The 24,050-nt window shown below is 34.7% G+C and carries 28 protein-coding genes; 13 read left to right on the top strand and 15 right to left on the bottom strand.

Translation table 11 applies throughout. From position 1 onward, the window contains the following. The first annotated feature begins 1 nt into the window (after position 1). From efp to A9Q93_RS09995, 8 genes are all read left to right on the top strand, one after another. Positions 2 to 568, top strand: a complete 567-nt coding sequence (gene efp / locus A9Q93_RS10030) for an elongation factor P (protein ID WP_303687264.1) — start codon at positions 2 to 4, stop codon at positions 566 to 568. After that, positions 568 to 1,512 (top strand): UDP-3-O-(3-hydroxymyristoyl)glucosamine N-acyltransferase, encoded by a 945-nt coding sequence (locus A9Q93_RS10025; protein WP_303687263.1) that lies wholly within the window; start codon positions 568 to 570, stop codon positions 1,510 to 1,512. The genes efp and A9Q93_RS10025 overlap by 1 nt, the downstream gene beginning before the upstream one ends. A gap of 83 nt (positions 1,513 to 1,595) precedes the next feature. After that, positions 1,596 to 1,970, top strand: a complete 375-nt coding sequence (locus A9Q93_RS10020; RefSeq protein ID WP_303687262.1) for a nuclear transport factor 2 family protein — start codon at positions 1,596 to 1,598, stop codon at positions 1,968 to 1,970. A 34-nt stretch (positions 1,971 to 2,004) separates the two neighbouring features. Beyond that, positions 2,005 to 2,877 (top strand): succinate--CoA ligase subunit alpha, encoded by an 873-nt coding sequence (gene sucD, locus A9Q93_RS10015; protein WP_015363507.1) that lies wholly within the window; start codon positions 2,005 to 2,007, stop codon positions 2,875 to 2,877. Between the two features lie 73 nt (positions 2,878 to 2,950). Continuing rightward, a complete protein-coding gene (fabG, locus tag A9Q93_RS10010; protein ID WP_303687261.1) occupies positions 2,951 to 3,697 on the top strand; it encodes a 3-oxoacyl-[acyl-carrier-protein] reductase in 747 nt (248 codons plus the stop codon). 14 nt (positions 3,698 to 3,711) lie between these two features. After that, positions 3,712 to 5,730: a hypothetical protein gene (locus A9Q93_RS10005; RefSeq protein WP_303687259.1), complete on the top strand. Its 2,019-nt coding sequence runs from the start codon at positions 3,712 to 3,714 to the stop codon at positions 5,728 to 5,730. A 10-nt stretch (positions 5,731 to 5,740) separates the two neighbouring features. Further along, positions 5,741 to 6,556, top strand: a complete 816-nt coding sequence (locus A9Q93_RS10000) for a prohibitin family protein (RefSeq protein ID WP_303687258.1) — start codon at positions 5,741 to 5,743, stop codon at positions 6,554 to 6,556. A gap of 114 nt (positions 6,557 to 6,670) precedes the next feature. Next, positions 6,671 to 8,353, top strand: coding sequence for a T9SS type A sorting domain-containing protein (locus tag A9Q93_RS09995; protein WP_303687257.1), 1,683 nt, complete (start codon positions 6,671 to 6,673; stop codon positions 8,351 to 8,353). Positions 8,354 to 9,199: 846 nt separating this feature from the next. On the opposite strand, the gene A9Q93_RS09990 is transcribed toward A9Q93_RS09995, so the two are convergent. Then, positions 9,200 to 9,676: a hypothetical protein gene (locus tag A9Q93_RS09990; protein ID WP_303687256.1), complete on the bottom strand. Its 477-nt coding sequence runs from the start codon at positions 9,674 to 9,676 to the stop codon at positions 9,200 to 9,202. Positions 9,677 to 9,736: 60 nt separating this feature from the next. Between A9Q93_RS09990 and panB the strand changes: the two genes are divergently transcribed. Then, a complete protein-coding gene (panB, locus tag A9Q93_RS09985; RefSeq protein WP_303687255.1) occupies positions 9,737 to 10,555 on the top strand; it encodes a 3-methyl-2-oxobutanoate hydroxymethyltransferase in 819 nt (272 codons plus the stop codon). A gap of 293 nt (positions 10,556 to 10,848) precedes the next feature. Here the strand turns inward: panB and A9Q93_RS09980 are convergent, their stop codons facing one another. Together A9Q93_RS09980 and A9Q93_RS09975 are read right to left on the bottom strand one after the other, a co-directional pair. Beyond that, the gene (locus A9Q93_RS09980) at positions 10,849 to 11,451 is read right to left on the bottom strand and encodes a short chain dehydrogenase (protein ID WP_303687254.1); all 603 of its coding nucleotides are present in this window, start codon (positions 11,449 to 11,451) and stop codon (positions 10,849 to 10,851) included. A gap of 323 nt (positions 11,452 to 11,774) precedes the next feature. Continuing rightward, positions 11,775 to 12,077 (bottom strand): helix-turn-helix transcriptional regulator, encoded by a 303-nt coding sequence (locus A9Q93_RS09975; RefSeq protein ID WP_303687253.1) that lies wholly within the window; start codon positions 12,075 to 12,077, stop codon positions 11,775 to 11,777. Between the two features lie 189 nt (positions 12,078 to 12,266). Between A9Q93_RS09975 and A9Q93_RS09970 the strand changes: the two genes are divergently transcribed. Further along, positions 12,267 to 12,587: a hypothetical protein gene (locus A9Q93_RS09970; RefSeq protein ID WP_303687252.1), complete on the top strand. Its 321-nt coding sequence runs from the start codon at positions 12,267 to 12,269 to the stop codon at positions 12,585 to 12,587. Positions 12,588 to 12,602: 15 nt separating this feature from the next. On the opposite strand, the gene A9Q93_RS09965 is transcribed toward A9Q93_RS09970, so the two are convergent. The 10 genes from A9Q93_RS09965 to A9Q93_RS09920 form a co-directional block, all read right to left on the bottom strand. After that, positions 12,603 to 12,878: a CPCC family cysteine-rich protein gene (locus tag A9Q93_RS09965; protein ID WP_303687251.1), complete on the bottom strand. Its 276-nt coding sequence runs from the start codon at positions 12,876 to 12,878 to the stop codon at positions 12,603 to 12,605. A 50-nt stretch (positions 12,879 to 12,928) separates the two neighbouring features. Next, on the bottom strand, positions 12,929 to 13,306 hold the full coding sequence (locus A9Q93_RS09960) for a PH domain-containing protein (RefSeq protein WP_303687250.1): 378 nt from the start codon (positions 13,304 to 13,306) through the stop codon (positions 12,929 to 12,931). A gap of 91 nt (positions 13,307 to 13,397) precedes the next feature. Then, on the bottom strand, positions 13,398 to 14,276 hold the full coding sequence (locus tag A9Q93_RS09955) for a GIY-YIG nuclease family protein (protein WP_303687249.1): 879 nt from the start codon (positions 14,274 to 14,276) through the stop codon (positions 13,398 to 13,400). Positions 14,277 to 14,282: 6 nt separating this feature from the next. Then, positions 14,283 to 14,789, bottom strand: coding sequence for a hypothetical protein (locus A9Q93_RS09950; protein WP_303687248.1), 507 nt, complete (start codon positions 14,787 to 14,789; stop codon positions 14,283 to 14,285). Between the two features lie 204 nt (positions 14,790 to 14,993). Next, positions 14,994 to 15,716 carry a hypothetical protein gene (locus A9Q93_RS09945; protein WP_303687247.1) on the bottom strand — a complete coding sequence of 241 codons (723 nt, stop codon included), beginning with the start codon at positions 15,714 to 15,716 and terminating at the stop codon, positions 14,994 to 14,996. A 174-nt stretch (positions 15,717 to 15,890) separates the two neighbouring features. Continuing rightward, positions 15,891 to 16,436 (bottom strand): hypothetical protein, encoded by a 546-nt coding sequence (locus A9Q93_RS09940; protein WP_303687245.1) that lies wholly within the window; start codon positions 16,434 to 16,436, stop codon positions 15,891 to 15,893. A 231-nt stretch (positions 16,437 to 16,667) separates the two neighbouring features. Then, complete coding sequence (locus A9Q93_RS09935; protein ID WP_303687243.1) at positions 16,668 to 17,159, bottom strand: hypothetical protein; 492 nt, start codon at positions 17,157 to 17,159, stop codon at positions 16,668 to 16,670. Between the two features lie 143 nt (positions 17,160 to 17,302). Further along, the gene (locus tag A9Q93_RS09930; protein WP_303687241.1) at positions 17,303 to 17,818 is read right to left on the bottom strand and encodes a hypothetical protein; all 516 of its coding nucleotides are present in this window, start codon (positions 17,816 to 17,818) and stop codon (positions 17,303 to 17,305) included. A gap of 227 nt (positions 17,819 to 18,045) precedes the next feature. Then, a complete protein-coding gene (locus A9Q93_RS09925; protein WP_303687240.1) occupies positions 18,046 to 18,723 on the bottom strand; it encodes an EcsC family protein in 678 nt (225 codons plus the stop codon). 38 nt (positions 18,724 to 18,761) lie between these two features. Further along, on the bottom strand, positions 18,762 to 18,989 hold the full coding sequence (locus A9Q93_RS09920; RefSeq protein WP_303687239.1) for a hypothetical protein: 228 nt from the start codon (positions 18,987 to 18,989) through the stop codon (positions 18,762 to 18,764). 604 nt (positions 18,990 to 19,593) lie between these two features. Here A9Q93_RS09920 and murA point away from each other — a divergent pair. Both murA and A9Q93_RS09910 read left to right on the top strand, forming a co-directional pair. After that, entirely contained in the window at positions 19,594 to 20,904 is a 1,311-nt protein-coding gene (gene murA / locus A9Q93_RS09915; protein WP_303687238.1) for a UDP-N-acetylglucosamine 1-carboxyvinyltransferase, read from the top strand. Positions 20,905 to 21,154: 250 nt separating this feature from the next. Then, positions 21,155 to 21,769 (top strand): hypothetical protein, encoded by a 615-nt coding sequence (locus A9Q93_RS09910; RefSeq protein WP_303687237.1) that lies wholly within the window; start codon positions 21,155 to 21,157, stop codon positions 21,767 to 21,769. 30 nt (positions 21,770 to 21,799) lie between these two features. Here the strand turns inward: A9Q93_RS09910 and A9Q93_RS09905 are convergent, their stop codons facing one another. Next, a complete protein-coding gene (locus tag A9Q93_RS09905; protein ID WP_303687235.1) occupies positions 21,800 to 22,378 on the bottom strand; it encodes a pseudouridine synthase in 579 nt (192 codons plus the stop codon). 95 nt (positions 22,379 to 22,473) lie between these two features. Between A9Q93_RS09905 and A9Q93_RS09900 the strand changes: the two genes are divergently transcribed. Further along, complete coding sequence (locus A9Q93_RS09900) at positions 22,474 to 23,694, top strand: TlpA disulfide reductase family protein (protein WP_303687234.1); 1,221 nt, start codon at positions 22,474 to 22,476, stop codon at positions 23,692 to 23,694. On the opposite strand, the gene A9Q93_RS09895 is transcribed toward A9Q93_RS09900, so the two are convergent. Then, positions 23,695 to 24,048 carry a hypothetical protein gene (locus tag A9Q93_RS09895; RefSeq protein WP_303687233.1) on the bottom strand — a complete coding sequence of 118 codons (354 nt, stop codon included), beginning with the start codon at positions 24,046 to 24,048 and terminating at the stop codon, positions 23,695 to 23,697. It lies immediately after the preceding gene. Positions 24,049 to 24,050: the final 2 nt, after the last annotated feature.

Genomic DNA, 24,050 nt, shown 5'->3' with positions numbered 1-24,050 from the left:
TATGGCAAGCACAAGCGACATCAGAAAAGGATTATGCATCCGTTACAATAATGATATTTACAAAATCATTGAATTTTTACATGTAAAACCAGGAAAAGGACCTGCATTTGTAAGAACAAAGTTAAAATCGGTAACTTCTGGTAAAGTTATAGATAACACCTTTTCTGCAGGACATAAAATTGAAGATATAAGAGTAGAAACTCAAGCTTTTCAATTTTTATATCAAGATCCAGAAGGATATCATTTCATGAACACAGAGACTTATGAGCAAATACGTTTGCAAGAGTCTGTTCTTGATGCACCTGGATTGCTTAAAGAAGGTGAGATTGTAAAAATCCAAATCAATACAGAAGATGATTCACCATTATCAGTAGACATGCCTCAATATGTAGTTCTAGAAGTAACAGCCACAGAACCTGGAGTAAAAGGAAATACGGCAACAAATGCAACTAAGCCTGCAACGGTAGAAACTGGTGCTGAGGTAATGGTACCACTATTCATTAATGAAGGTGATATCATCCGTATAGATACTGAAAAAGGGAACTACCACGAGAGAATGAAGCAATAGTGAAGTTTCCTAAGGCACATACACTTTCCCAGATAGCATCTATCATTGATTGCAACTATGTAGGTGACGCTTCTTTTCCAGTTTTGGGAATGAACGAGATCCATGTGGTTACACCTGGTGATATTGTGTTTGTAGACCACCCAAAATACTATGATAAAGCATTGGCAAGCGCTGCTACCATTGTTTTAATTAATAAAGAGGTGGAATCTCCTGAAGGAAAAGCATTACTCATTTCAGACGATCCTTTTAAAGATTTCAATAAATTAACTCAATACTTTAATCCTTTTTCCGCTTTCGCGAAAGCGGAACTTCCTAAAAGCATAGGAAAGAATTCACACATTCATCCTACTGCTAGTATAGGTAAAGATGTGGTTATAGGAGATCATACTATAATTCATGCAAATGTTAGTATAGGCGATCGTACGATTATAGGTAATAATGTGATTATAAATGCTGGAGTGGTCCTAGGTGGAGATGCATTTTATTACAAACGTAGACCAGAAGGATATGATAAATTATTGAGTAATGGTAGGGTAGTAATTCATGATCAAGTAGAGATCGGAGCAAACAGTACTATAGATCGTGGTGTGACTGGAGACACTACTATAGGCTATGGTACAAAGCTAGATAATCAGGTGCAAATAGGGCACGATACCGTACTTGGTAAACATGTCTTGATAGCTAGTCAGACGGGAATTGCCGGTTGTGTAGTCATTGAGGACGAGGTGACCATATGGGGACAAGTAGGGATTACAAGTGGGATTACTATAGGTAAGAAAGCTGTGATATCTGCAAAGTCTGGTGTTAGTAAATCGCTAGAAGGTAATAAGCATTACTTTGGTATTCCTGCAGACGACTTCAGGAGTAAATACAAAGAAATTGCTGCTATCAAGCAAGTACCTGAGATGATGCAATTGATTAAGGATATAAATAATAAACGTTAATATTTTAACGAAAAGATAGAATTTAAAACTAGGTTAACATTTCAATCTTACCTAGTTTAGCACAAAATTAAACTAGTTGATAAATGGCTGTTTCAGCAAAGAAAATTGTAAAGGATTTTTTAGATTCTGATGTGTTTGTAAATTCACAACACTTTGATAAATACATGCATAAGGACTTAAAAGTAAACTGGCATGCAAGCTCTGGTTACAGACAGTTTGATTATGACGATTACTTTAGACTTTGCCAGTCTACATCTGCATCGTATGAGAGTATGAGAACAGAAATCTCTCATATTTTTAATGATAAAAAACAAGTTGCCGCTAGATTTACAGTTTACGTGCGAACTAATGAAAACCCTAGAGAAGAAGTGCCAGTAGGTTATTTTGTTTCTATTTTTAAAATAGAGGACGAGAAAATTATCGAAGTGCATCAATCCAGTCATCCTTCTCAAGATTAAATAATAAAAATACTCCACAAATAAAATATAAAAAATGAGCGTTTTAGTAAACAAAGATTCTAAAATTATAGTACAAGGTTTTACCGGTAGTGAAGGAACTTTTCACGCAGGTCAAATGATCGATTACGGAACTAACGTAGTAGGTGGTGTGACTCCAGGAAAAGGTGGACAAGAACACTTAGGTAAACCAGTATTCAATACGGTTCAAGAAGCTGTGGAAAAAGCAGGAGCTGATGTAACTATCATTTTTGTGCCACCAGCTTTTGCTGCTGACGCGATTAAAGAAGCTGCGGACGCTGGTATCAAAGTAATTATCACAATTACTGAAGGAATTCCAGTGGCTGATATGGTAAAAGCTGCAGACTATATCAAAGATAAAGACTGTAGACTTGTAGGTCCTAACTGCCCAGGTGTCATTACTCCAGGAGAAGCAAAAGTAGGTATCATGCCAGGTTTTGTATTTAAAAAAGGTAAAGTAGGTATTGTTTCTAAATCTGGAACACTTACCTATGAAGCATCTGACCAGGTAGTAAAACAAGGATACGGTATCTCTACTGCCATAGGTATAGGTGGTGACCCTATCATCGGTACAACTACAAAGGAAGCTGTTGAATTGTTTATGAACGACCCAGAAACAGAAGCTATTGTGATGATAGGTGAAATAGGTGGACAACTAGAAGCTGATGCTGCAAAATGGATCAAAGAAACTGGTAACAAAAAACCTGTTATAGGTTTTATCGCTGGTGAAACTGCTCCTGCAGGAAGAACTATGGGACACGCTGGTGCAATCGTAGGAGGATCTGAAGATACAGCTCAAGCCAAAAAAGCAATTATGTCAGAATGTGGAATTCATGTAGTGGATTCTCCAGCTGAAATCGGTAAGAAAGTTGCCGAAGTATTAGGATAAATTTTCTACATCCAGAACAAATACCCATTAAAATGGGTGTTTGTTCTGGATATTTTATATAAACCAACTATTTATGAAATTATTAGAAGGTAAAAATGTCATCATTACTGGTGGTAGCCGTGGGATAGGTAAAGGTATTGCTGAGGTGTTTGCAAAACACGGAGCAAATGTAGCATTTACATATGCCAGTTCTGAAGGTCCAGCCCTTGAATTAGAGAAAGAACTTTCTACTCTAGGTATCAAAGCAAAGGCTTATAAAAGTAACGCGGCAAATTTTCAAGAAGCGCAAGATCTTATTGCCGAAGTGACTAAAGACTTTGACAGTATCGATGTGTTGATCAACAACGCAGGTATTACAAAAGACAATCTTTTGATGAGAATAAGCGAGGAAGATTTTGATAAGGTAATCGAGGTAAATTTAAAGTCTGTTTTTAACATGACTAAAGCTGTGCAACGTACTATGTTAAAACAACGTAGTGGTAGCATTATTAACATGAGTAGTGTAGTAGGTGTTAAAGGAAACGCAGGACAGACTAACTATGCAGCAAGTAAAGCTGGTATCATAGGATTCAGTAAATCAGTAGCTCTAGAATTAGGTTCTCGTAATATACGTTGCAACTCTATCGCTCCTGGTTTCATAGAAACAGAGATGACTGGAGCGCTCAATGAAGAAACAGTTCAAAGCTGGAGAGATGCCATTCCATTAAAACGCGGTGGTACTCCAGAAGATGTAGCAAATGCATGTGTATTTCTAGCTAGCGACCTTTCCACTTATGTTACTGGTCAAACACTCAACGTAGATGGCGGAATGCTAACCTAATAAACAATACTTTTATGACCGTAGTTTTGATGATTGTAGCTGCAGGTATTGCTGCCTTAATAGCTCTTTATCAGTATGGTTATATCAGTACCTCAAAAAGTACAAGAAAAAAACCGTGGTTTGCGTTATTGCGCTTTCTCACGGTTTTTTCTATTCTATTACTTTTCATTGCCCCTAGGTTTGATTCAAAAACCTATGAAACGCTTTTGCCGCAGTTAGTAGTGCTAGTAGATGATTCTAAGTCTATTGACTATTTAAAATCTGGTGATGCTGTAAAAAGAGATTTGGCATTGATCGTTAACGATTCAGACTTAAATTCTAAATTTGAAATCCAGACATTTAAATTTTCTGAAACCATAGCGCCGCTTGATTCTTTAAGTTTTCAAGCTACAGAGACAGATTTAAATATTGCTATAAGTGAACCACAAGAGTTATTTAAGAATAGAAATAAAGCGGTGGTTGTCCTTACAGATGGTAATCAAACCACAGGTAGTAGTTATTCTTATACGCAAATTAATGAGAAAACGAGTCTGTATCCTGTAATTTATGGCGACACCACACAGTATGCAGATTTAAAGATTACTAACATCAATGTTAACAGGTATTCTTACCTCAATAATGAGTTTCCGGTAGAGGTTTTTGTAGCTTATCAAGGTCAGGAACAAGAGTCTCGTATATTTAAAGTCACACAAGGTAATCGCACCTTGTACTCAGAGACGCTCTCCTTTAATGAAAAGGAAAGAGCTGCAATCGTAAGTTTTAACCTTACCAGTACCGCTGTAGGAACTCAATCTATGGTGGCTTCTATAGAACCACTTCCTAACGAAAAGAATACTCAAAACAATTACCGAAGTTTTGCTGTTGAGGTAATAGATCAGCAAACTAATGTACTTATTTTATCTGATCAAGTTCATCCAGATATCGGTGCTTTGAAAAAAGCAATTGAGTCTAACCAGCAGCGCAAAGTAACTATTAAAAGTACTAGTGAAGATTATAATCTCAACGAGTACAATCTAGTCGTGATGTATGGGGTAAGTTCCGCTTTCGCGAAAGCGTACGCACAAATTAGCCAACTCAACAAAAATACTTGGGTAATTACTGGTAGCGATCCAGATATTGATTACTTGAATGGCAAGTACCAAAGCTTTAACTTAGAAGATAGTAATGATTTTGATGAAGCACAGCCCATTCTTAATACGTCTTATACTACCTTTAATCTAGATCAAATAAGTTTTGATGATTATCCACCAGTGCAAGTACCTTTCGGTGAATTGATTTTTAATACCAATGTTGATGTACTTTTTTATAAGAAAATAGGTACCATTACGACTACACAACCTATATGGTTCAATTATGAAGATGGCGACACTAAACATGCAGTAACGCTAGCAAGTGGTTTATGGAGATGGAGAGCTCAAAGCTATCTGGATCAACAAGATTTTAAAAATTTTGATGATTTAGTGAGCAGTCAGGTGCAATATCTAGCAAGTAATAAAAAGCGCAATAGGCTAGAGTTATCTTACGAGCCGTTCTATTATCAAAATAAAAGCATTCTAATAAACGCTCAATACCTAGACAAGAATTATGAGTTTGAAGATAATGGTATCTTGAATTTGAATGTGACTCATACAGAAAGTAAAGAATTGATCACAAGGCCATTTGTTTTGAGTGGTAATTCTTATGTTGTGGATTTAAGTGGTCTCAAAGCGGGCGATTATAAATTTACAGTGCAAGTAGAAAATGATCAATTATCACGCAGTGGCTCTTTTAGCATACTAGAATATGATATAGAAAAGCAACAGGTAAGTGCGAGTGACGCCGGCATGAAAAAGTTAGTCGGTAGTTCTAGTGTCTATTATCAAGGTGAAACAGAAGAATTGATTGCCGATCTTAAGAAGAACCCATTATTACAAACAATTGAGAGAGCGATTGTAAAACAAACCAGTTTAATAGACTGGGAATACCTTTTAGGCCTTATATTACTACTATTAGGACTAGAGTGGTTTTTAAGAAAATATAACGGATTAGTTTAAAAAGAGAATTATGGAAAAATTACCCAAAGCAGCAGTATTATCCTTAATAGGACTAGTGATACTTGCTATTGTTATTATTAAAAGTTCGGTTGTGATCGAGTCTGGTCAGGCTGGTGTGCTGTTTAAGACATTAAGTAACGGTGTCGATAGAGAGAATACGTATGGTGAAGGGTTTCACATCATCGCACCATGGAATGATATGATCATTTATCCAGTAAGACAGTTATCTGTAAGCGATAAAATGAGAGTACTTTCTGTAAACGGTCTTGAAGTAACTGTAGATGGAACCGTATGGTACCAGCCAGAATATGATAAATTACCTTATTTACATCAAGAAAAAGGACGCGAGTATGAATCGCAAATCCTTGCACCAGCAATAAGTGCAGCAGCCAGAAGTGTGGTAGGTCGTTACACGCCGGAGCAATTATATTCTAGTAAAAGAGATGTGATTCAAAACGAAATTCTAGACGAGGTTCAAAAAGAACTATCTGCTCAATACATACAAGTAAACAGAGTTCTTGTAGAAGATGTGACCTTACCACCTAAAATTAAGGACGCTATTGAACGTAAATTAGAGCAAGAGCAAGAAGCATTAGAATATGAATTCCGTCTTGCTAGAGCAACTAAAGAAGCACAGAGACAAAAAATTGATGCTGAAGGTAAAGCGGTAGCCAACAAAATTTTGAGCGCTTCTTTAACAGACAAAATTCTTACTGAAAAAGGAATTGAAGCAACTTTAAAATTAGCAGAATCTCCTAATTCTAAAGTCATCGTTGTAGGTGGTGGCGAGAGCGGCGGTTTACCGATTATTTTAGGAAATCAGTAAAAAATAGTATTGATAATATAGAAAGCGCAAATCTCATGATTTGCGCTTTTTTTGTTTCTAAAATATTGATTGTGAAATATTTCCTTATCTTTATTGAACATTTAAACAATTCCTATGTCTAGATTTTTACTTTTAATTCTTATTACGTTAGGTTTTCAATTTGCGCAATCCCAGTGTACACCAGCAACTCAATTTGAGTTTTCTAATTTTACAGGAACTTCTGTGCAGTTAAACTGGCAGAGTACAGGATCAGCCACATTTTGGGAAGTTGAATTCGGTGTTGCTCCCTATACACAAGGTTCTGGCGGAGTTATAATTGCCACAGCGGCAAACAATATGATTATATCAGGTTTAACTCCTGGTGTTCAATATGAATTTTATATAAGATCTATATGTGGTAATCAATCATCTGTATTTACAGGACCTTTGTATGTTCCAGGAAATTATAATTTTATTTCAGGAAATGTTTCCTATGATGTTGATATGAATGGATGCACTACTACTGATCCTGCGGCTGTAGGTTTACAAATAACCGCTACAGACTCATCTTCAGGAATAGCTTTTCAAGCAGTTACCGATGTTAACGGTGCTTATAGTTTATATGTTCCTGATGGTATTTTTGATGTAAGCAGCACGATGTTAACTTCTAGTATCACTTCATCACCAGTTTCTGCCACTATTAATTTTCCCAATCCTTCTAACAGCGCAGTACAAGACTTCTGTTTAACACCTATCGCTGTAGCACAAGATATAGCAGTAAGTATCATCCCATTACTTCAAGCAAGGCCTGGATTTGATGTTAGTTATGACGTTAGAGTTATGAATCAAGGAACGGTACCAGTTTCAGATGCGCTTCAATTTACCTATCCTAACGATCTAATGACATTGCTTACAGCTGTTCCTGCGGTAACTGCATCAACGGCAAATACTTTGAGCTGGACCTATTCTTTACAACCTTTACAAACACTTACCTACGAACTTAGCTTTAATCTAAACACGCCTACTGACCCTAATTTTCCGCTTAATGCAGGTGATGTAATTAATTTAAGCGCGTCTACATATCTCACAGGAGCCGATGTGAATTTATTAAACAATACAGACAACTTATACCAAACCCTTGTAAACAGCTACGATCCCAATGATAAAACCTGTCTAGAAGGCAAGACGATTGCGCCCGATATGATAGGCGAGTACCTGGATTATATGATACGTTTTGAAAACACAGGAACGGCAAGCGCGATTAATGTAAGAGTCAAAGATGTTATTGATACATCAAAGTTTGATATAGATAGTTTTGTTCCTCTTAGCTCAAGTCATGAGTATTATGCTAGCATTACAAATGGTAACGAAATTGAATTTTACTTTGACGACATTAACTTAGATTTTAATGATGCGACTAATGATGGTTATGTTCTATTTAAAATCAAAACCTTAAACTCTCTAACAGTAGGCGATAGCTTTGATAATACAGCCGAAATCTATTTTGACTTCAACTTTCCTATTATTACTAATACAGAGACAGTAACTATTTCAACTACAGCAAGTGTTGCTGATCCTACTGAAAATAGCATCTTGCTATTTCCTAATCCATCTCAAGATTTGATACAACTTAATAGCTCTTACGCGATTAATTCTCTTGAGATATACGACGTTCAAGGAAGACTGCAGTCTCAATATGATGCCTCAACAACTGATTTTGAATCACCTATTTCTATCGTAAAGTTAAGTAAAGGTGTTTATTTTCTTATTGTAAAAAGCGATCAAGGTCAGGAGACGTTGAAGTTTATTAAGAAATAAAGATTCTTTAGGGTTATGTAGTTAAGCTCTTAGATCATGAACTAGCAACGTGTCAAACCCTTTTCGTTAGTAGCTAGCTACTTAACTTTTTTCCCTTCATCTGAAGGGAAATACTTTATTTAGATATTATTATAAATTCCTCCTGAAATTTTTGAATTCTAAAGACATTTTTAATTCTTACTAAGTTGACTTTATTAGTCATACGTTGAACTAGTTGAGCATTTGCAATGCGCATTGCTGCAAGTAATAAAAGCGCTTTACAGAATATTTTAAGGAAAGAAGCCTTGAATCTGTTTACAAAGCAATTTTCAACTTCAACTTCAACTTGATTTTTAGCATAGACTTAGACTTCAGCTTAAACTTTAACTTAAGTTGAGGTTTAAATTTAAACTTAAATTTAAATTACGATTTATGTCGAGCACATCTGTGCTACGTTGAAACTAATTGAATTTGCAACGTGTATTGCTGCAAGTAATAAAAGCGCTTTACAGAATATTTTAAGGAAAGAAGCCTTGAGTCTGCTTGCACGGCAATTTTCAACTTCAACTTCAACTTGATTTTTAGCATAGACTTAGACTTAGACTTCAGCTTCAACTTCAACTTAAGTTTAAACTTAAATTTAAATTACGATTTATGTCGAGCACATCTGTGCTACGTTGAAACTAATTGAATTTGCAATGCGCATTGCTGCAAGTAATAAAAGCGCTTTACAGAATATTTTAAGGAAAGAAGCCTTGAATCTGCTTGCACGGCAATTTTCAACTTCAACTTCAACTTGATTTTTAGCATAGACTTAGACTTAGACTTCAGCTTCAACTTCAACTTAAGTTTAAACTTAAATTTAAATTACGACCCATAAATACGCGTGTCTGCAATACCTACGATCACCCATTTATCATCTATAAAAAATAGGGTAAACTTATTTGTTCCTATGTGCGATAATTTATTATTGTAATAAAATTCATAGGTGGTAGAAACCGTTGCTACCTGAGTATCATTACTGTAATCTATCTCAATAAGGCGCTCCTCAAAAGGAATACTATCAGGTATACTCGCAATGCCTTTTAAAAATCCAGCTATTTGAGTGTTGCTTATCCTGCGCTCATCTCCTCTTATTGATAGCGACGTGAGTGTTATATCTGCTAGAATGGACTCTTTTAACGCCACTGTATCTTGTGCGTGAAAATTCTTAAAAAAGGTCTTCACCGCATCTACAGGACTAGGTTTTTTAATAGTTACAACGGTAGAATCTTGTGCGATAGGTTGTTGTGAGTACGCTTTCGCGAAAGCGAGAACACAAATAACAGTAAATAGAAGTCTCATAGGGTTTCAATTAATTTGAACTGTAATATTAGTACTTTTGCTAGACTTAAAATAAGTTTTATGTCTACCGCAAAGAAGCAATATAAAAGAGTGACCGTTAAAACCCTTGTAGAAATGAAGGGCAACGATGAAAAGATATCGATGTTAACTGCCTATGATTATACCATGGCAAAGATTATCGATAGCGCAGGAATAGACGTCATTCTTGTAGGCGATAGTGCCAGTAATGTAATGGCAGGACACGAGACCACTTTACCTATAACGCTGGACCAGATGATTTATCATGCCAGTAGTGTTGTGCGTGCTGTAGAGCGTGCTCTTGTAGTGGTAGATTTACCCTTCGGTAGTTATCAAAGTGACCCTAAGGAAGCATTGCGCAGTGCGATACGTATCATGAAAGAAAGCGGTGGCCACTCTGTAAAACTAGAAGGTGGAAGAGAAGTAAAGGAATCCATAAAACGCATCCTGCATGCTGGTATACCGGTAATGGGACATTTGGGACTTACACCTCAATCCATTTATAAATTTGGTACCTACACAGTAAGAGCCAAAGAAGAAGAAGAAGCGGCAAAACTAGTAGAAGATGCACTAGCGCTGGAGCGCTGGGGTTGTTTTGCCTTAGTTCTAGAAAAAGTGCCAGCAGCACTAGCAAAAAAAGTAGCAGACCAGCTTACCATTCCTGTCATAGGAATAGGAGCAGGAGCAAATGTAGACGGTCAGGTACTGGTTTCTCACGATATGTTTGGGATGACGCACGAGTTCAACCCACGTTTTTTACGTCGTTATTTGAATCTCTATGAAGATATGGGTAATGCGGTTGCTAGTTATGTTAAAGATGTGAAAGCAGTTGACTTTCCTAATGAAGATGAGCAGTATTAAACTGATTTATAGTCATTAACTTAAAAAACGCCTCTTTTATAGAGGCGTTTTTTATGGTAATAGTTTCGCTTTCGCGAAAGATTTATATCCAATTTGCTTTTCAATATAAGTCGTAAGTCTCAATGCACTTTAAATCCGCTCTATTACAAAAATTATAATATAATCACCTATTTTACCTAAATAAGCATTTCACTCTACCATCTATTTTAAGAGAAATACGGTTTTAAATTCTTTGATCAGTTAAGGTTGCTTTTGTCATTTGTAAGCATCTAATGTATATAGGTAATTGCGTTTTAATCGTAAATCCTGATGACTTCTCCATTGCCTTTTCCCTTTACGCTTCTTACGTAGCCATTAATGACCTTAGTCATAGGAATAGGATTGTGTCCTGGAAAGTAGTCTTTATACTTTTCATAAGCATCTTCTACCATACCAGAAGAAACTACATTCACTCTTATTCCATTCTCAATTTCTAGAGCAACGGCTTGTACAAAACTATGAATACCGCCATTTACCATTGATGCACTTGTTGTTTTAACTACAGGATCATCTGCTAGAATACCTGTAGATAAAGTGATCGAGCCCTTAGGGTTCAAAAAATCTTGTCCTATACGTACAAGATTAACCTGTCCCATTAATTTACTTTTTAAACCTATATAGTAATCATCTTCAGTTAGGTTATTAAAATCATCCCATTTTGCCTCTCCTGCGATGCAAATGATTGCATCCAGTTTACCGATTTTCTCAAACATATTTCTTATAGAATTACTGTCAGCTATATCTACCGTAACATCTCCATTAGTACGTCCAGCAATTAAGATGTCATTCTTTTCTTTGAAGTGTGCAGCTACCGTTTTACCTATGGTACCATTTCCACCTATTATTAAAATTTTCATTGTTATTGTTTTATGTTAGACATTGATTTTTATTGCAATGTTGATTCTTGTTTCTTGCTTTGTAAATTGTCAAAGTTGCTATTACACTCCATATTAAATTAGTTACAAAAGATGGAATAGCATTGTAGTAATAACAGTTTATTGCTATAAATAAACCACCTAACAAGTTTAAATACTTCGCATAATTTAAGTATTTTTAGTTTTCTATTAGGGTTAAAGCATAAGCCATAATTACAAATAAAGATCCTGACCAACCCAATACATCAATAAGTAGTTTCATATTTTGTTATATTGCGAATTATCGATATGTTTATTTAAATTTTTTATTTTAAGAATTCTGTAAACAGCTTTATAGTTTCTTCATTTCTTTTCAAATACGACCATTTACCGTGTCTGGTGCAAATGAGAAGACCGCATTTTTCCATATTTGTGAGATAGGTTGATACGGTAGATTGTGATAATCCTGTCTTCTCTTGAATATATGTGACGCAAACACCATCATTAAAATGTTTTAAAGTTTCATGTGGTGGGAAATGCTTTTCTGGTTCTTTGAGCCATTCCATAATCTGAAATCTCGTTTGATTAGATAAACATTTTCCTATTTCGGTAGCGTGTTTTAAATTCATACCGCAAACATATCTATAATTACCGATATGTCAAAATGAATTAATACAACTTTAATATAATAAACAAATTTGTGCCTATCAAGACTTAAGTTTATTTTAGCGACAGATAGACGTTACCAGCAGTTACTTAAGGCCAGTAATACTACTGAATCAAATGCTATTCTTTACCTGTCATAATTCTAGAGCTACATGAGCCAACTAAACGATATCGTGTCATTGCGCAAGAAAGGATTAAGCTCTAGCGAGATAAGACAAAAGCTGGAAGAAGATGGAGTAGAGGAGTCCCAAATTCAATATTACCTTAAAAAATCTGACGAGTTGTTTTTTAATCAAATGACGAGTCCTAAAAAAAATGAAACTGCTTCTACTAATAATACCAGCAAAGTTTTAAAAATCATTACTTTGATATTGTGCTTACTGCTTTTAGTAAGCATCTTTTTTGGTTACGTCACAACTGGATTATTAGGACTGTTAGTAATTTATATCTTGATAAGGTATAGTTCTTTTTGAAGAAAAATTGATGCTTTATTGAGCTTTCCATTGAGGATTTAAAATATCCTTACCAGTTACTTTTCTTGTATTAGGAATCATAGAAACTTCACAAGCTCCAAATGCTTTATAATTCTCTCGTGCTTGTCTTAATGAAACTCTATTTGCTCCACCTTTATAATTGATGTCCTTAAAAGCAACTGGATCATCTTCCCAAAAACAGATGGGACAAATAGAATAATTTAATCTGTCTTCTAGGTCAAACCTGTTATAACCACAACAAGGACAATACTCGCTCGATTTGTGCTGCATGAATTAATTATGAATTGCTAAACGGATAAATTAAACACACCTTTCATTCCCTACATGATCTTCGACGCTAGGTATTTTTGGACTTCATAAACATCAATGCTTTTATTGAACTTTTTACTTACAGAAGGTATGTTTTCACTTGAGATATAAATTTTCAACTCAGCGTCCAGATCAAATGTTCCAGCAGTTTCTAAGGAAAGTCTTGAAATGCTTTTATAAGGTAAAGATTTATACTCTACTTTGCTTCCTGTGAGTCCTTGTACATCAATTAATATCAACCTTTTATTGGTAAACATAAACGTATCACGCAATAGCTTAAAACCTAATTCTATAGTTTCACCTTCTATAAGGAGTCTACCGTATTTTTCGTTCAATTTCTCAGAAGAAACTTCACTGGCGTTTCCCATCAATTTATTAAATAGTCCCATTTTTTTATCTCTGTTTTAATGTTTAATAACGGCTCCTTATTTGTATCGTATCAGGATTTATTTGTTTTTTACCATAGTACTTTGTTAAGCATTATTTATTTATTTTTTCTTGAACTTTCTTAAATGTTTCCCCTTTTTTCGTAACCCATTCTGTAAAACCATTTGAATTACGACCTAGAACCATATTTGATGCTGCACTTGGACTATTGAAAACTGCATCTTCCGTAAAAATCATTTTATCTTTATTTTCAATCATGATTTTGGTTTCAATTAGCTTTCTTCTCATATTTCGATAAGTTTCTGTGCAAGAAGGGGACAGGTCTTTCTTAGCTTCACTTCCTTTCGCGACAATATATCCTTGATCCGTTTCAATCATTGTTGCTTTAAACGTTTTCGTTTTAATCAAGTAAGTCTCATGTACTTCTCCTTTACTATTTGATTCTAATTTACTATTCGCAGAAACAGTTGAAGAAATTAAAAATTTAAAACCCATTACTGGAAGAATCAGTTTGATCTGCTCAAGAAAATATTCCATGTCAGAAATATCCGCTTCATGAAGTGTTGGTAAACTAGGTGAGTTGCCATTGTCTATTTGTGCCGTTTTTGCCTCTAATGCAATTTGAACAAGTCTAGATTCTAAGTATCTAATTTGAGTTTTAGTCAGCAGCTCGTCCTTACTTACAAAAAAGATAAGCTCTTTAAAATCCTTATTAGAATCACTTAGGTGCTGCTTTAATCTTGTCTTAATATTTTCTGCTTCGCCGATATATATTTTTTCATCAAAAGCATCGTCTGTTGGGTCACCTTTTAAACAATAGATTCCAGGATTGTCAAATTCAGGGCGATTCATTATTTTGTTGACTGATGCTCTAGGTGAATAGATTGCTTTACCGACCCAATTACCAATTTCGCTCAAACGAGGTCCATAAGCAGTTCCGTCAATCATGTAAACTGTAAGTTTCTTTCCCATATTATTTTATTTTTCATAAAACTTAGAGACAACTACAGTAAAGTCGGTCTTCGAGTTTCCTTTATTTGATGCTGAGTAAGTGCCTTCCCATGAATTAAATGGTCCGCATACAGAACATACAATTTGATATCTAATTGTATTAATATTACTAAATTTAATTTTAGTAAATTCTGCTTTTGTTAAACTATATGCAGAAATTGCGATATCATCAACATTGTCATTAATACCTCTGTCAATACAAGAGATTACGGTCCCATCATCAAGATATATAATTAGTTTATTTGCGATTTTAACAACGTCAGTTAGTTTTGAACTAACAACGATAAGTCCCTTTTCGCCATCCTTGGCGAAAACAAGCTTTAAATCATTGATATTCTCATCATCGGAATTAGATTTTAAAGTATACTTTTTAGTACTTGGATAGCTGTTCTCACCAATAAAGACAAAATTTTGTCCATTTGCTATTATGGGAATAGTGCTAAATAAAATCAAAAGTGTTAGAAGATGTTTCATGTTTGATGTTTATTAATGACAAAGGTCTTGTATATTTCTCGTAGCGTGTAAATTATAAAATGATTTTAGGATTAAGCACGTGCGGTATTTTTTACTTTTCTTATTATCATTTTTTCAATTAGCCAAATTTTAAATTTGGTTGCCTTGGAAATGTGCATGTTACCTTTTTTGTAATTTCTTGCGCTATTTTTTAGATACATTGTTCTATGCAGTTTTTTTTACACTGTTTGTAAAGTAGTTTGTAAAAGGTTTCAATTCTTTTTCAAAAAGCATTCTCTTAAAAAACAATCCTATAATCGGTATTATAAATAAAATCCAAGAACTCATAATAGCGTTTATAAATAGTTCAAGAATAAATATTGGTCCTACGGTAAAAAATAAGGTTATGATTTTACCAAAGGAATTTGAGCCATTGTATTCCGATATATTGATTGGTTCAAATCCGCTTGCAAATGCTGTCTGCCAAAACAAGAATTCTTTTGTCGAAGCATCTTCATATACATATTCCATTTTATTAATTTCCCTTTTCGCTCTGCTATCGTTAATTTTATATACGTTTGTTTTATGTTTGATGTCTTGTTCGCTATCAGAACGGCTATCAAAACCTGTTGTTATTCCATAAACTGCCACATAATTCTTTTCAATTATTTTATCAAGACCTAAAGACAAGTTTAAAATCAATGTAACGATTGATAATAGCAATCCTATTAAAACAGATGCCCCTGCAAATGTACCAATGGTAATATCATCAATTTTGTTAATAAATCGGTATACGAAAAATCCAATTATTAAAATCCAAGGTAATACAAACAGAAATCTCACAAAATCATTCAAGGCAGTATTTACGTAAAAAACAACTTCTATCAAAAATCCTATAAAAATGAGTAACCCAAATATGACGGTCAAATAAATTATTTTCTCTTTCATAAATACACGATATTTCTTTAAAATTGCATTAAAAGGTCTCGGCTATGTGTAGCTACATGGGTTAACACGAAACTCAGCCAGTACGCAACAAACTGAAAATCCGCGAGGATTTTAAGAAGTAGGCGAGAACAAGCAATTACTTCGCGCCATTATTGCGCTTAAGTTTTTTTCTTTTTAATCATTAAAATATGACTCGTTAATTTGGATATTAAAAGTACTACCAAAACCATATGGTCTTTTTAATTCTTCAATGTTATTTCCAACTCGATTTCCACCGCCCATTTGAACGGTACTGTGAGTAGGTTGAATTTTAATCCAACTCTTTTCAATAAAAGGTTCTAATTCGTTAAGAGTTTGATTATGTAAAGCAATTGGTATGTATTGATTTGGTTTTGATAAAAAACCTTTAGCTAATTCATCTCCTAAAATTTCTCCCATTAATAAACTCAGTTTAGCTCTAGTCGGTGTCTGAAGTAATTTATCAATATTGTTAGTGATTATTTTTAAATCACTATCTGTTTTTGCAGCCCATTCAGCCAATGTGTCATTAAATTTTTGTTGTTCTTTTTCTCCCCAAAGTTGTCCAGCTCCAGCAATTGCTCCACCAGCAAATGGAACTGCTCCTAATGTATTTAGGATATATCTCACAGCTTGTTTTCCTCCAGGTTTTTCACTGAGTTTGGTTAGTTTATCTATTAGTTCATCTTTTTCTTCGCTCACAATTGTTTTATTTGATAATTTTAGGTTTTAAGCAAAACATCTCTGCATATGGCTCGTAGCTTTTAAAAATGTACTGACTTTTCGATTTAGCACAAGCCGAATTTTTCAATTTTTACTATTTATCTTTCTATTGAAAATCGGTAAATTTAAAAATTTGGCTTCTTTTGAATTAGACCTTAACTTTGACTATGTGACTAACGATATATTTGATTAATACGTTTTAGTCGTTAGTTATTCTATTATCATTCCAGCGTAATAGTTATTTAGTTCAGTTAAAACTATATTTCCATACTGAAAATATTTTAAACATTCAGACTTATTCATACTTGGTGTTCCTGCATAACATAAAGATACAAAACCTATATTATTTTCTTTTAAAAGTGCAGTTCTTGAAATTAGTTTTTTTGCGACTTGATCCGCTCTCCATTTATCTAATTCAATAATTAAAATATCATTTTCACGTTTTCCATAAATATCAATTGCGTCTCTTTTTTCACTAACTTTAAATTCAGTTTGCCATTGAAAGTCTACAAACTGTTCTTCTAGAATTTTTAATATAAAATTTTGCAATTTAGCGACTTTTCTCTTCTGTTTTTTTTGAGAAAAATTTATTAGTCCTTCAACATATTTTTTACAATCTAAACCTTGTAAAGAATTTGTGATTTCTTTAAACCAATTATTGTCATCTAACCCTTTTGATATTTCTTTGACTATTATTTTCAATATTTTCAGTTCTTATTATCGCTTTATTTTAATCTTTCTTTAGCCAAATTTAAAAATTTGGCGATCTCGTAAAAGTGCCTTTTTCATTTGATTAAGCACTTATTGCCTATTATTTTTTTATGTTGTTGTAGCACATTCATTAATTACCACTTACCATTATCATTTTCAAACACTATTAGCTTTTCGAAAGTATGATCTAGGATTCTGGAAGTTTTTTTCATAAATCCTTTTTTGAACTCAGTATTTTTCTTTCGCAACGCATAAACTTCAAGAGCTGTTATTTCGCCTTGCTCGCTCAAAGCATCTGAATAATTTTGAACTAGTTTTATGTTTTTGACTGTTACTCTGTATCTGTTTTCTTTTATTTCAATCACTATGTAAGCATTAATAGAACTGCGAGCAATGTACATTGGTATTGACATTTCGGATTCGCCAGCACCTTTGTAATCTATTGGTAAGTTTTGTATTTCAGCAGTTATTAAATTTTCGGTTATAGTGAGATTAGTAAATCTACCAGACTTAATCATAGTTTCCTCAAGAGTTTCAATTAAAATCGATTGTTGATTAACTTTGCGCCAGAGAACTTCCCCATTATTAATCTCAAAATTATTTGTGGTAAAAATCAGCAGACTAAAAAGAAAAAGAAATATTGTTTTCATAAAGTTAGTTCTAATTAATGGCAACGGTTAGTATATGAAAAGTAGGCGATTAAGAAGCACTAAACCTCGGTTTAGCACAAGCCATATTTCTAATTTTTCTTATAATCTTTTTTTTCTGAATAAGCCAAATTTAAAAATTTGGCAACCTTGCAAATGTTTCCGAACCATTCGGTTTTGCTACAATTGCCTTATTGTTTTTATACATTTTTAGCAACAGTTATTTTCGCCTAGTAAGTAATATCATATCCAAAAATAGTGACATACGGATAATACTTAACTTTTTTTCCTACGAAGGTATTTCTCGCTATGTTACCAATTACGTTAGTAGTGTAGGAATCAATTGCGCCACCAATTACTCCACCAGCAATCGGTATGGCTTTCCCTAAATTTACAACTCCCTTCTCGCCAAATTTAGTTATCAATCTAAAACCAACCTTTTGATTGATAGCAATAATTGTTTTGGTTGATATGTTCTTAATTCCAACTATAGCAAATTTTTTACCAGCTGCAAGTCCAACATCCTTAATAATTTCTTTAGCAGCGTTACCAGTCATACAAGCATAAATTAATGACTTAACTCTGTCATCTTTCAAATCATAACCACCAATAACTGCGATTGCAGCAATCATCCTAATTTGAATATACATTATGCTTGCTAAATTTGCTGGAATAGTTACAGGCAAAGTTATAAATCCTCCAAGTCCTGCTAAAAACCCACTTGTACCGGATTTAGTATTTTGCCAGCGGATTAAACTATCCGCTGCCTTTATTTTGTCTGGTTGATTTTTTAAGTAATTTTCAGCCATTTCATAGGCGGAATCTATTCCTGGAAAACCACTTACGGCTTTATCGTAAGTCCAATCCAGAGTTTTCATAATTACTCCTTTATTTATTTCTTCTGCCATATTTAATATTTAAAAGTCATTTTTCTTTTTGTCAATTCCTAATATGGTTCCATATCGTTGTCTCTTCCTTTTCTGTTGAATAAATCAAGAAGTTGGCTTATTCCTTTTTTTTCATTTCCGTAACTAGTGTCTTTTGCGTCTTGCAACTCATTTCGCTTGTCCCAGAATTCTTCAAGAAAAGATTGACTTCTGCTCTTTTCAGAACCAGAATCCATTTCATCAATCATTTTTTCCGTGCTTTTCATTAAATCATCTAATAATCCCATAATTTGTTTTGTAAATTGATTTATCCTTAAGTTACAATGTTCGTCTATAATTATTGCTAAATCGTTATACAATCCCAAACGTACACTTTATCCTATATCAATTACCGGGATAGGCGCACATTCAACTCACCATTCCACCGCCCAAAGTACAACCTCAAAATCCATATCCTTTACGGGAAACCGTAATAAGGAGCATTGCAGCAGCAAATGATTCTTGAAATTTATAGCAATTAAATTGAATAAGAGCGGTATTTCGTACGTTTGATTAAAAATTGGGTAGAAATACCCATTAGTAGGTAGTTGTAAAGCGTTTAAAATCTAGTTGATATACGTCTTAAAAAAGGGTTTACAAACAGCGGCATTCATTTCATCTTAAATATTTTGCGAAAGACCCAAAGAGATTCCGCTATGCAGCATGATGACAATTTAATAATCTGACTACTAACTACTAATTACTGCCTACTGCCACTGAAAACTGAATACTAAATCCTGCCACTAAAAACTGAGACTTTCAACTGTTCATTACTTGTGAATACTTCACAGTAGATCGCTTTACAAACCACTCCAAGTTCTTTATTTTTAAAAATTACAATTAAAATTATTCATGGGAACATTTATCATAGAAGGTGGACATCAATTAAAAGGAGAAATTCAACCTCAAGGTGCTAAAAATGAAGCGCTTCAAATACTTTGTGCAGTCTTATTAACCGACCAGCCAGTAGAAATCAATAACGTTCCTGACATTATAGATGTCAATAAATTGATCGCTTTACTCAACAATCTAGGCGTTAAAGTGACTAAAAACGGTAAAGAATCCTACACCTTTCAAGCCGATAATATCAACTTGGACTGGTTACAGTCTGAAGAATATAAAATCCAAGGTCGTGGCTTGCGTGGTTCTATCATGTTAGTTGGGCCATTACTGGCTCGTTTTGGAAAAGGATATATTCCGCGTCCTGGTGGTGATAAAATCGGTCGTCGTCGTCTAGACACGCACTTTGAAGGTTTTATCAAACTAGGTGCAAAATTCAGATACAACAAAGAAGAATACTTCTACGGTGTAGAAGCAGACGAGCTTCATGGTGCTTACATGCTACTCGATGAAGCATCAGTAACAGGAACAGCAAACATCGTGATGGCTGCCGTTCTTGCCAAAGGAAAAACCACCATTTACAACGCTGCTTGCGAGCCGTATTTACAGCAATTGTGTAACATGCTTGTGCGCATGGGCGCAAATATTTCTGGAATAGGTTCTAACATGTTGATCATAGAAGGAGTTGAGAAATTAGGTGGTACCACGCACCGCATTCTGCCAGATATGATCGAGATAGGTAGCTGGATAGGTCTTGCTGCGATGACTAAATCTGAGGTCACGATTAAAAATGTTTCTTATGACGAGTTGGGAATTATCCCAGCGACTTTTAGAAAGCTAGGAATCACCATCGAGCGTCAGGGCGATGATATTCATATTCCTGCACATACCGATGGTTATGAGATCCAGAATTACATCGACGGTTCTATTTTAACTATTTCTGACGCGCCATGGCCAGGTTTCACGCCAGATTTATTGAGTATTGTTCTAGTAGTAGCAACGCAGGCTAGAGGTAGTGTGTTGATTCACCAGAAGATGTTTGAAAGCCGATTGTTTTTCGTTGATAAACTGATCGACATGGGTGCCAAAATTATTCTTTGTGATCCGCACAGAGCGAGTGTTATAGGGTATGATTTCCAGTCGCAATTAAAAGCAACAACCATGACCAGCCCAGACATACGCGCCGGAATCTCGTTGTTAATCGCTGCTTTAAGTGCCAAAGGTACCAGCACCATCCACAACATTGAGCAAATAGACCGTGGTTATCAAAACATAGACACGCGTTTACAGGCGATAGGAGCAAAGATCACTCGTTTAGACTAAGTGTTTTAGGTTTCCGCTTTCGCGAAAGCGAGATACATATAAGCATAAGAATATATAGAAACATCTGTAATGGTAGCCACTCCATAACAGGTGTTTTTATTTTAAAACACTATTTCCAAATTTAGAAAGTGATGCCATCTCTTGTATTTTAAGTTAGGCAAGCTGAAGATGATGTACTTAGAACACAAGCTTTAACTAAAAATAACTTCTTTGTGATCACTTTGGGCAAGGAATTTGATAACTTGCAAGTATGAAAAAGTTAGTTGTATTTATTTTTATGCTTTCACTCGGTGTTTCCATGGCGCAAGAGACGCCTAAAACCACACCTAGAACTATAGAACCTGTACCACAAACTAAAAGTGGCGGTTCTATGCTGTTTCCAGAAAAGACCGAGTCTAAGACCTATACGAGACCTAAAGAAAATAACGAGATCAAGATGCGTATGGAGACAGATCTTGTAGATCCAGGCATCAAATACAAAAATCAAAAGTTCAAGAAAGATGCTCCGGTAGGTGCTGGTTTTAGAAGTGATACCTTTTTAGGTGAGATAAGAACTGGTGAGAAAATTCTAAGATTAGTTTGTAGAGATCACCAATTTGAAGATGGCGATATGGTGCGCATCTGGCAAGATGATAAAATCCTAGTCGATAAAATCTATCTACGTAACGCTTATCAAGGAGTAGGAATACCGCTGAAAGATGGATTTAATAAACTAGAAATCGAAGCCTTAAATCAAGGGACTTCAGGACCCAACACTGCAGAGTTTAAGGTGATGGATATGAAAGGCAAAGTAGTGCAACAAAACATCTGGAATCTTGCATCTGGTGTACGAGCTACGTTGATTATTTTAAAGAATGATAAGTAGATAAATCCTTATTTTGGGTTGTAAACCAAATCAATCCATTTGATTAGTAACCTCTTTTACGGTTTTGTCATCCAAACTTTCCAGAGTAAAATCACCTATCCGTACACGAGCCAGTCGCAATACGGGAAAACCAACTGCAGCACACATTTTACGCACTTGTCTAAATTTCCCTTCTTTTAATGTTACAGAAACCCAAGAAGTAGGACCATGGCGCTCATCTCTAATACGCTGATGCGTTTCTGGTAGATTGGGAACCTCTTTTAAAATTTGTGCTTTACACTCTTTAGTTTGATATAAACTACCATTAATGCTGATCTCGATTCCAGAGGTCATTTTTTGAACGGCTTCTTCGGTGATGATTCCATCTACTTGAGCGTAGTATTCTTTTTCTACTTTTCCTTTTTTGTTGATATGGCTGCTCAGTTGGCCGTCGGTAGTGATGAGTAGTAATCCTTCACTGGTTTCGTCCAGTCTTCCTACTGCCATGCTGCCTCCTGGAAAATCGTGTAAATCACCTAAAAACTTTTTGTTTTTTTGATGCCTATCGTTAGTCATGAACTGACTGAGCATTTTATAAGGTTTGTAGATTAAAAAGTGTCGGTGACTCATGTGGCAAAGGTCTTGAATTATCACACAAGTGCTAAATAATTACTAATAAAATAATGTATGATAATTACGTGATAATTTAATTTTAATCTTGCATTATGAAAAAGATCATCTTACTACTTTCGGTTCTATTTTTATACTCTTGCGAGAATCAACCGGCTACATATCAATTAGAAGAAGGAAATTGGCGTTTAGTACTAGACTTAGGATCTGGTAAACAATTACCGGTAAATGTTATTGTAAATAAAGATCAAAGCATTACCATTAAAAACGCTAGTGAAGAAATAGTCGTGACAGAAGTTTCTATAAAACAAGATTCTATATTTATTCAACCACCAGTTTTTGAAGGTGTTTTTAAAGGTAAATTTGAATCAAAGAACTTGATTACCGGCGTTCATATCAAACCTAGTCTAGATCGAGTAGTACCTTTTAAGATGCTAGCAAATAAGGCTGCGAGATTTGAAAATGTCTCTTCTAAACCTGTCGTTAAAAATATAACCGGAAGCTACGAGACTGTTTTCAGTCCTAATAATGATACCGATCGCTACATTGCCAAAGGTGTTTTTACTCAAACAGGTAATCAAGTAACAGGAACTTTTGAGACCACTACTGGTGATTATAGGTTTCTAGAAGGAATCGTTACAAATGATTCTTTAAAACTATCCACTTTTGATGGTGCACACGCCTTTCTCTTTGAGGCAGCAATCACCGATAGTACGATCATAGGAGATTTTTATAGCGGTAATCACTGGAAAGAACCTTTTCAAGCAAGGTTAAACAACAATTATGAACTACCTGACGCAAAGGAATTGACGTATCTCAAAGAAGGATATGATACCATAGAATTTAGTTTTAAAAATGTAGATGGAGAAGTTGTAAGTATCAATGATTCTGAATTCCAGAATCAAGTTGTGATCGTACAACTATTAGGAACTTGGTGTCCTAACTGTCTAGAAGAAACTAGGTTTTATCAAGAATATTTGAACCAGCAAAATAATGATGTAAAATTTATAGGACTTGCCTTTGAATATGCACGTAGTGAAAAAGCGGCAATGAATTCTATTCAACGATTAATAAAATCTGAAGATATCACGTATCCTATATTGTTAGCTCAATATGGTACAACAGATAAAACAACAGCAAATGAAAAGTTACCGATGCTCAATCATGTATTATCTTATCCTACAAGTATTTATATAGATAAAACAGGAAAGGTAAGACGCATTCACACTGGATATAACGGTCTTGCAACAGGCAGTAAGCATGAAAGGTTTCAGCAAGAATTTTATTCGTTTATAGAAGAACTTCTAGCCGAATAGTTAGAACAAATCTCTCATAATGTGAGAAGGAATCGCCAGTTCTTGTTCTTTCATATTTGCTGGAATTCGTATTAATTTAATAACTGATAATCCAGATTCAGTAAGAACCTCTCTTAGTTCTTTGATTCTAGAATTAGTAAGCTGTATGCTTAAAATGGATTGTTTTCCTTTTTTAATGTGTTTAGGAACTAAGGAGAGCAATTCTCTTCTTTTCTGCTTGTCAAATTGCTCCATTTTTAAATCAAGATAGGTGACACCTAGTTTGTGTTGCAATGCGGTCCATAATGTGGCATATGTGGCTGTACATACTTTATCACTTATTATCGCGTAGTATTGTTGGGCTAGTTTTTTCATAA

This window comes from Nonlabens dokdonensis (assembly GCF_002162835.1).
In the GTDB taxonomy this organism is placed as follows: domain Bacteria; phylum Bacteroidota; class Bacteroidia; order Flavobacteriales; family Flavobacteriaceae; genus Nonlabens; species Nonlabens dokdonensis_B.
The sequence above is the reverse complement of the archived record's forward strand: the minus strand, read 5'-3'. Positions and strand labels throughout refer to the sequence as shown.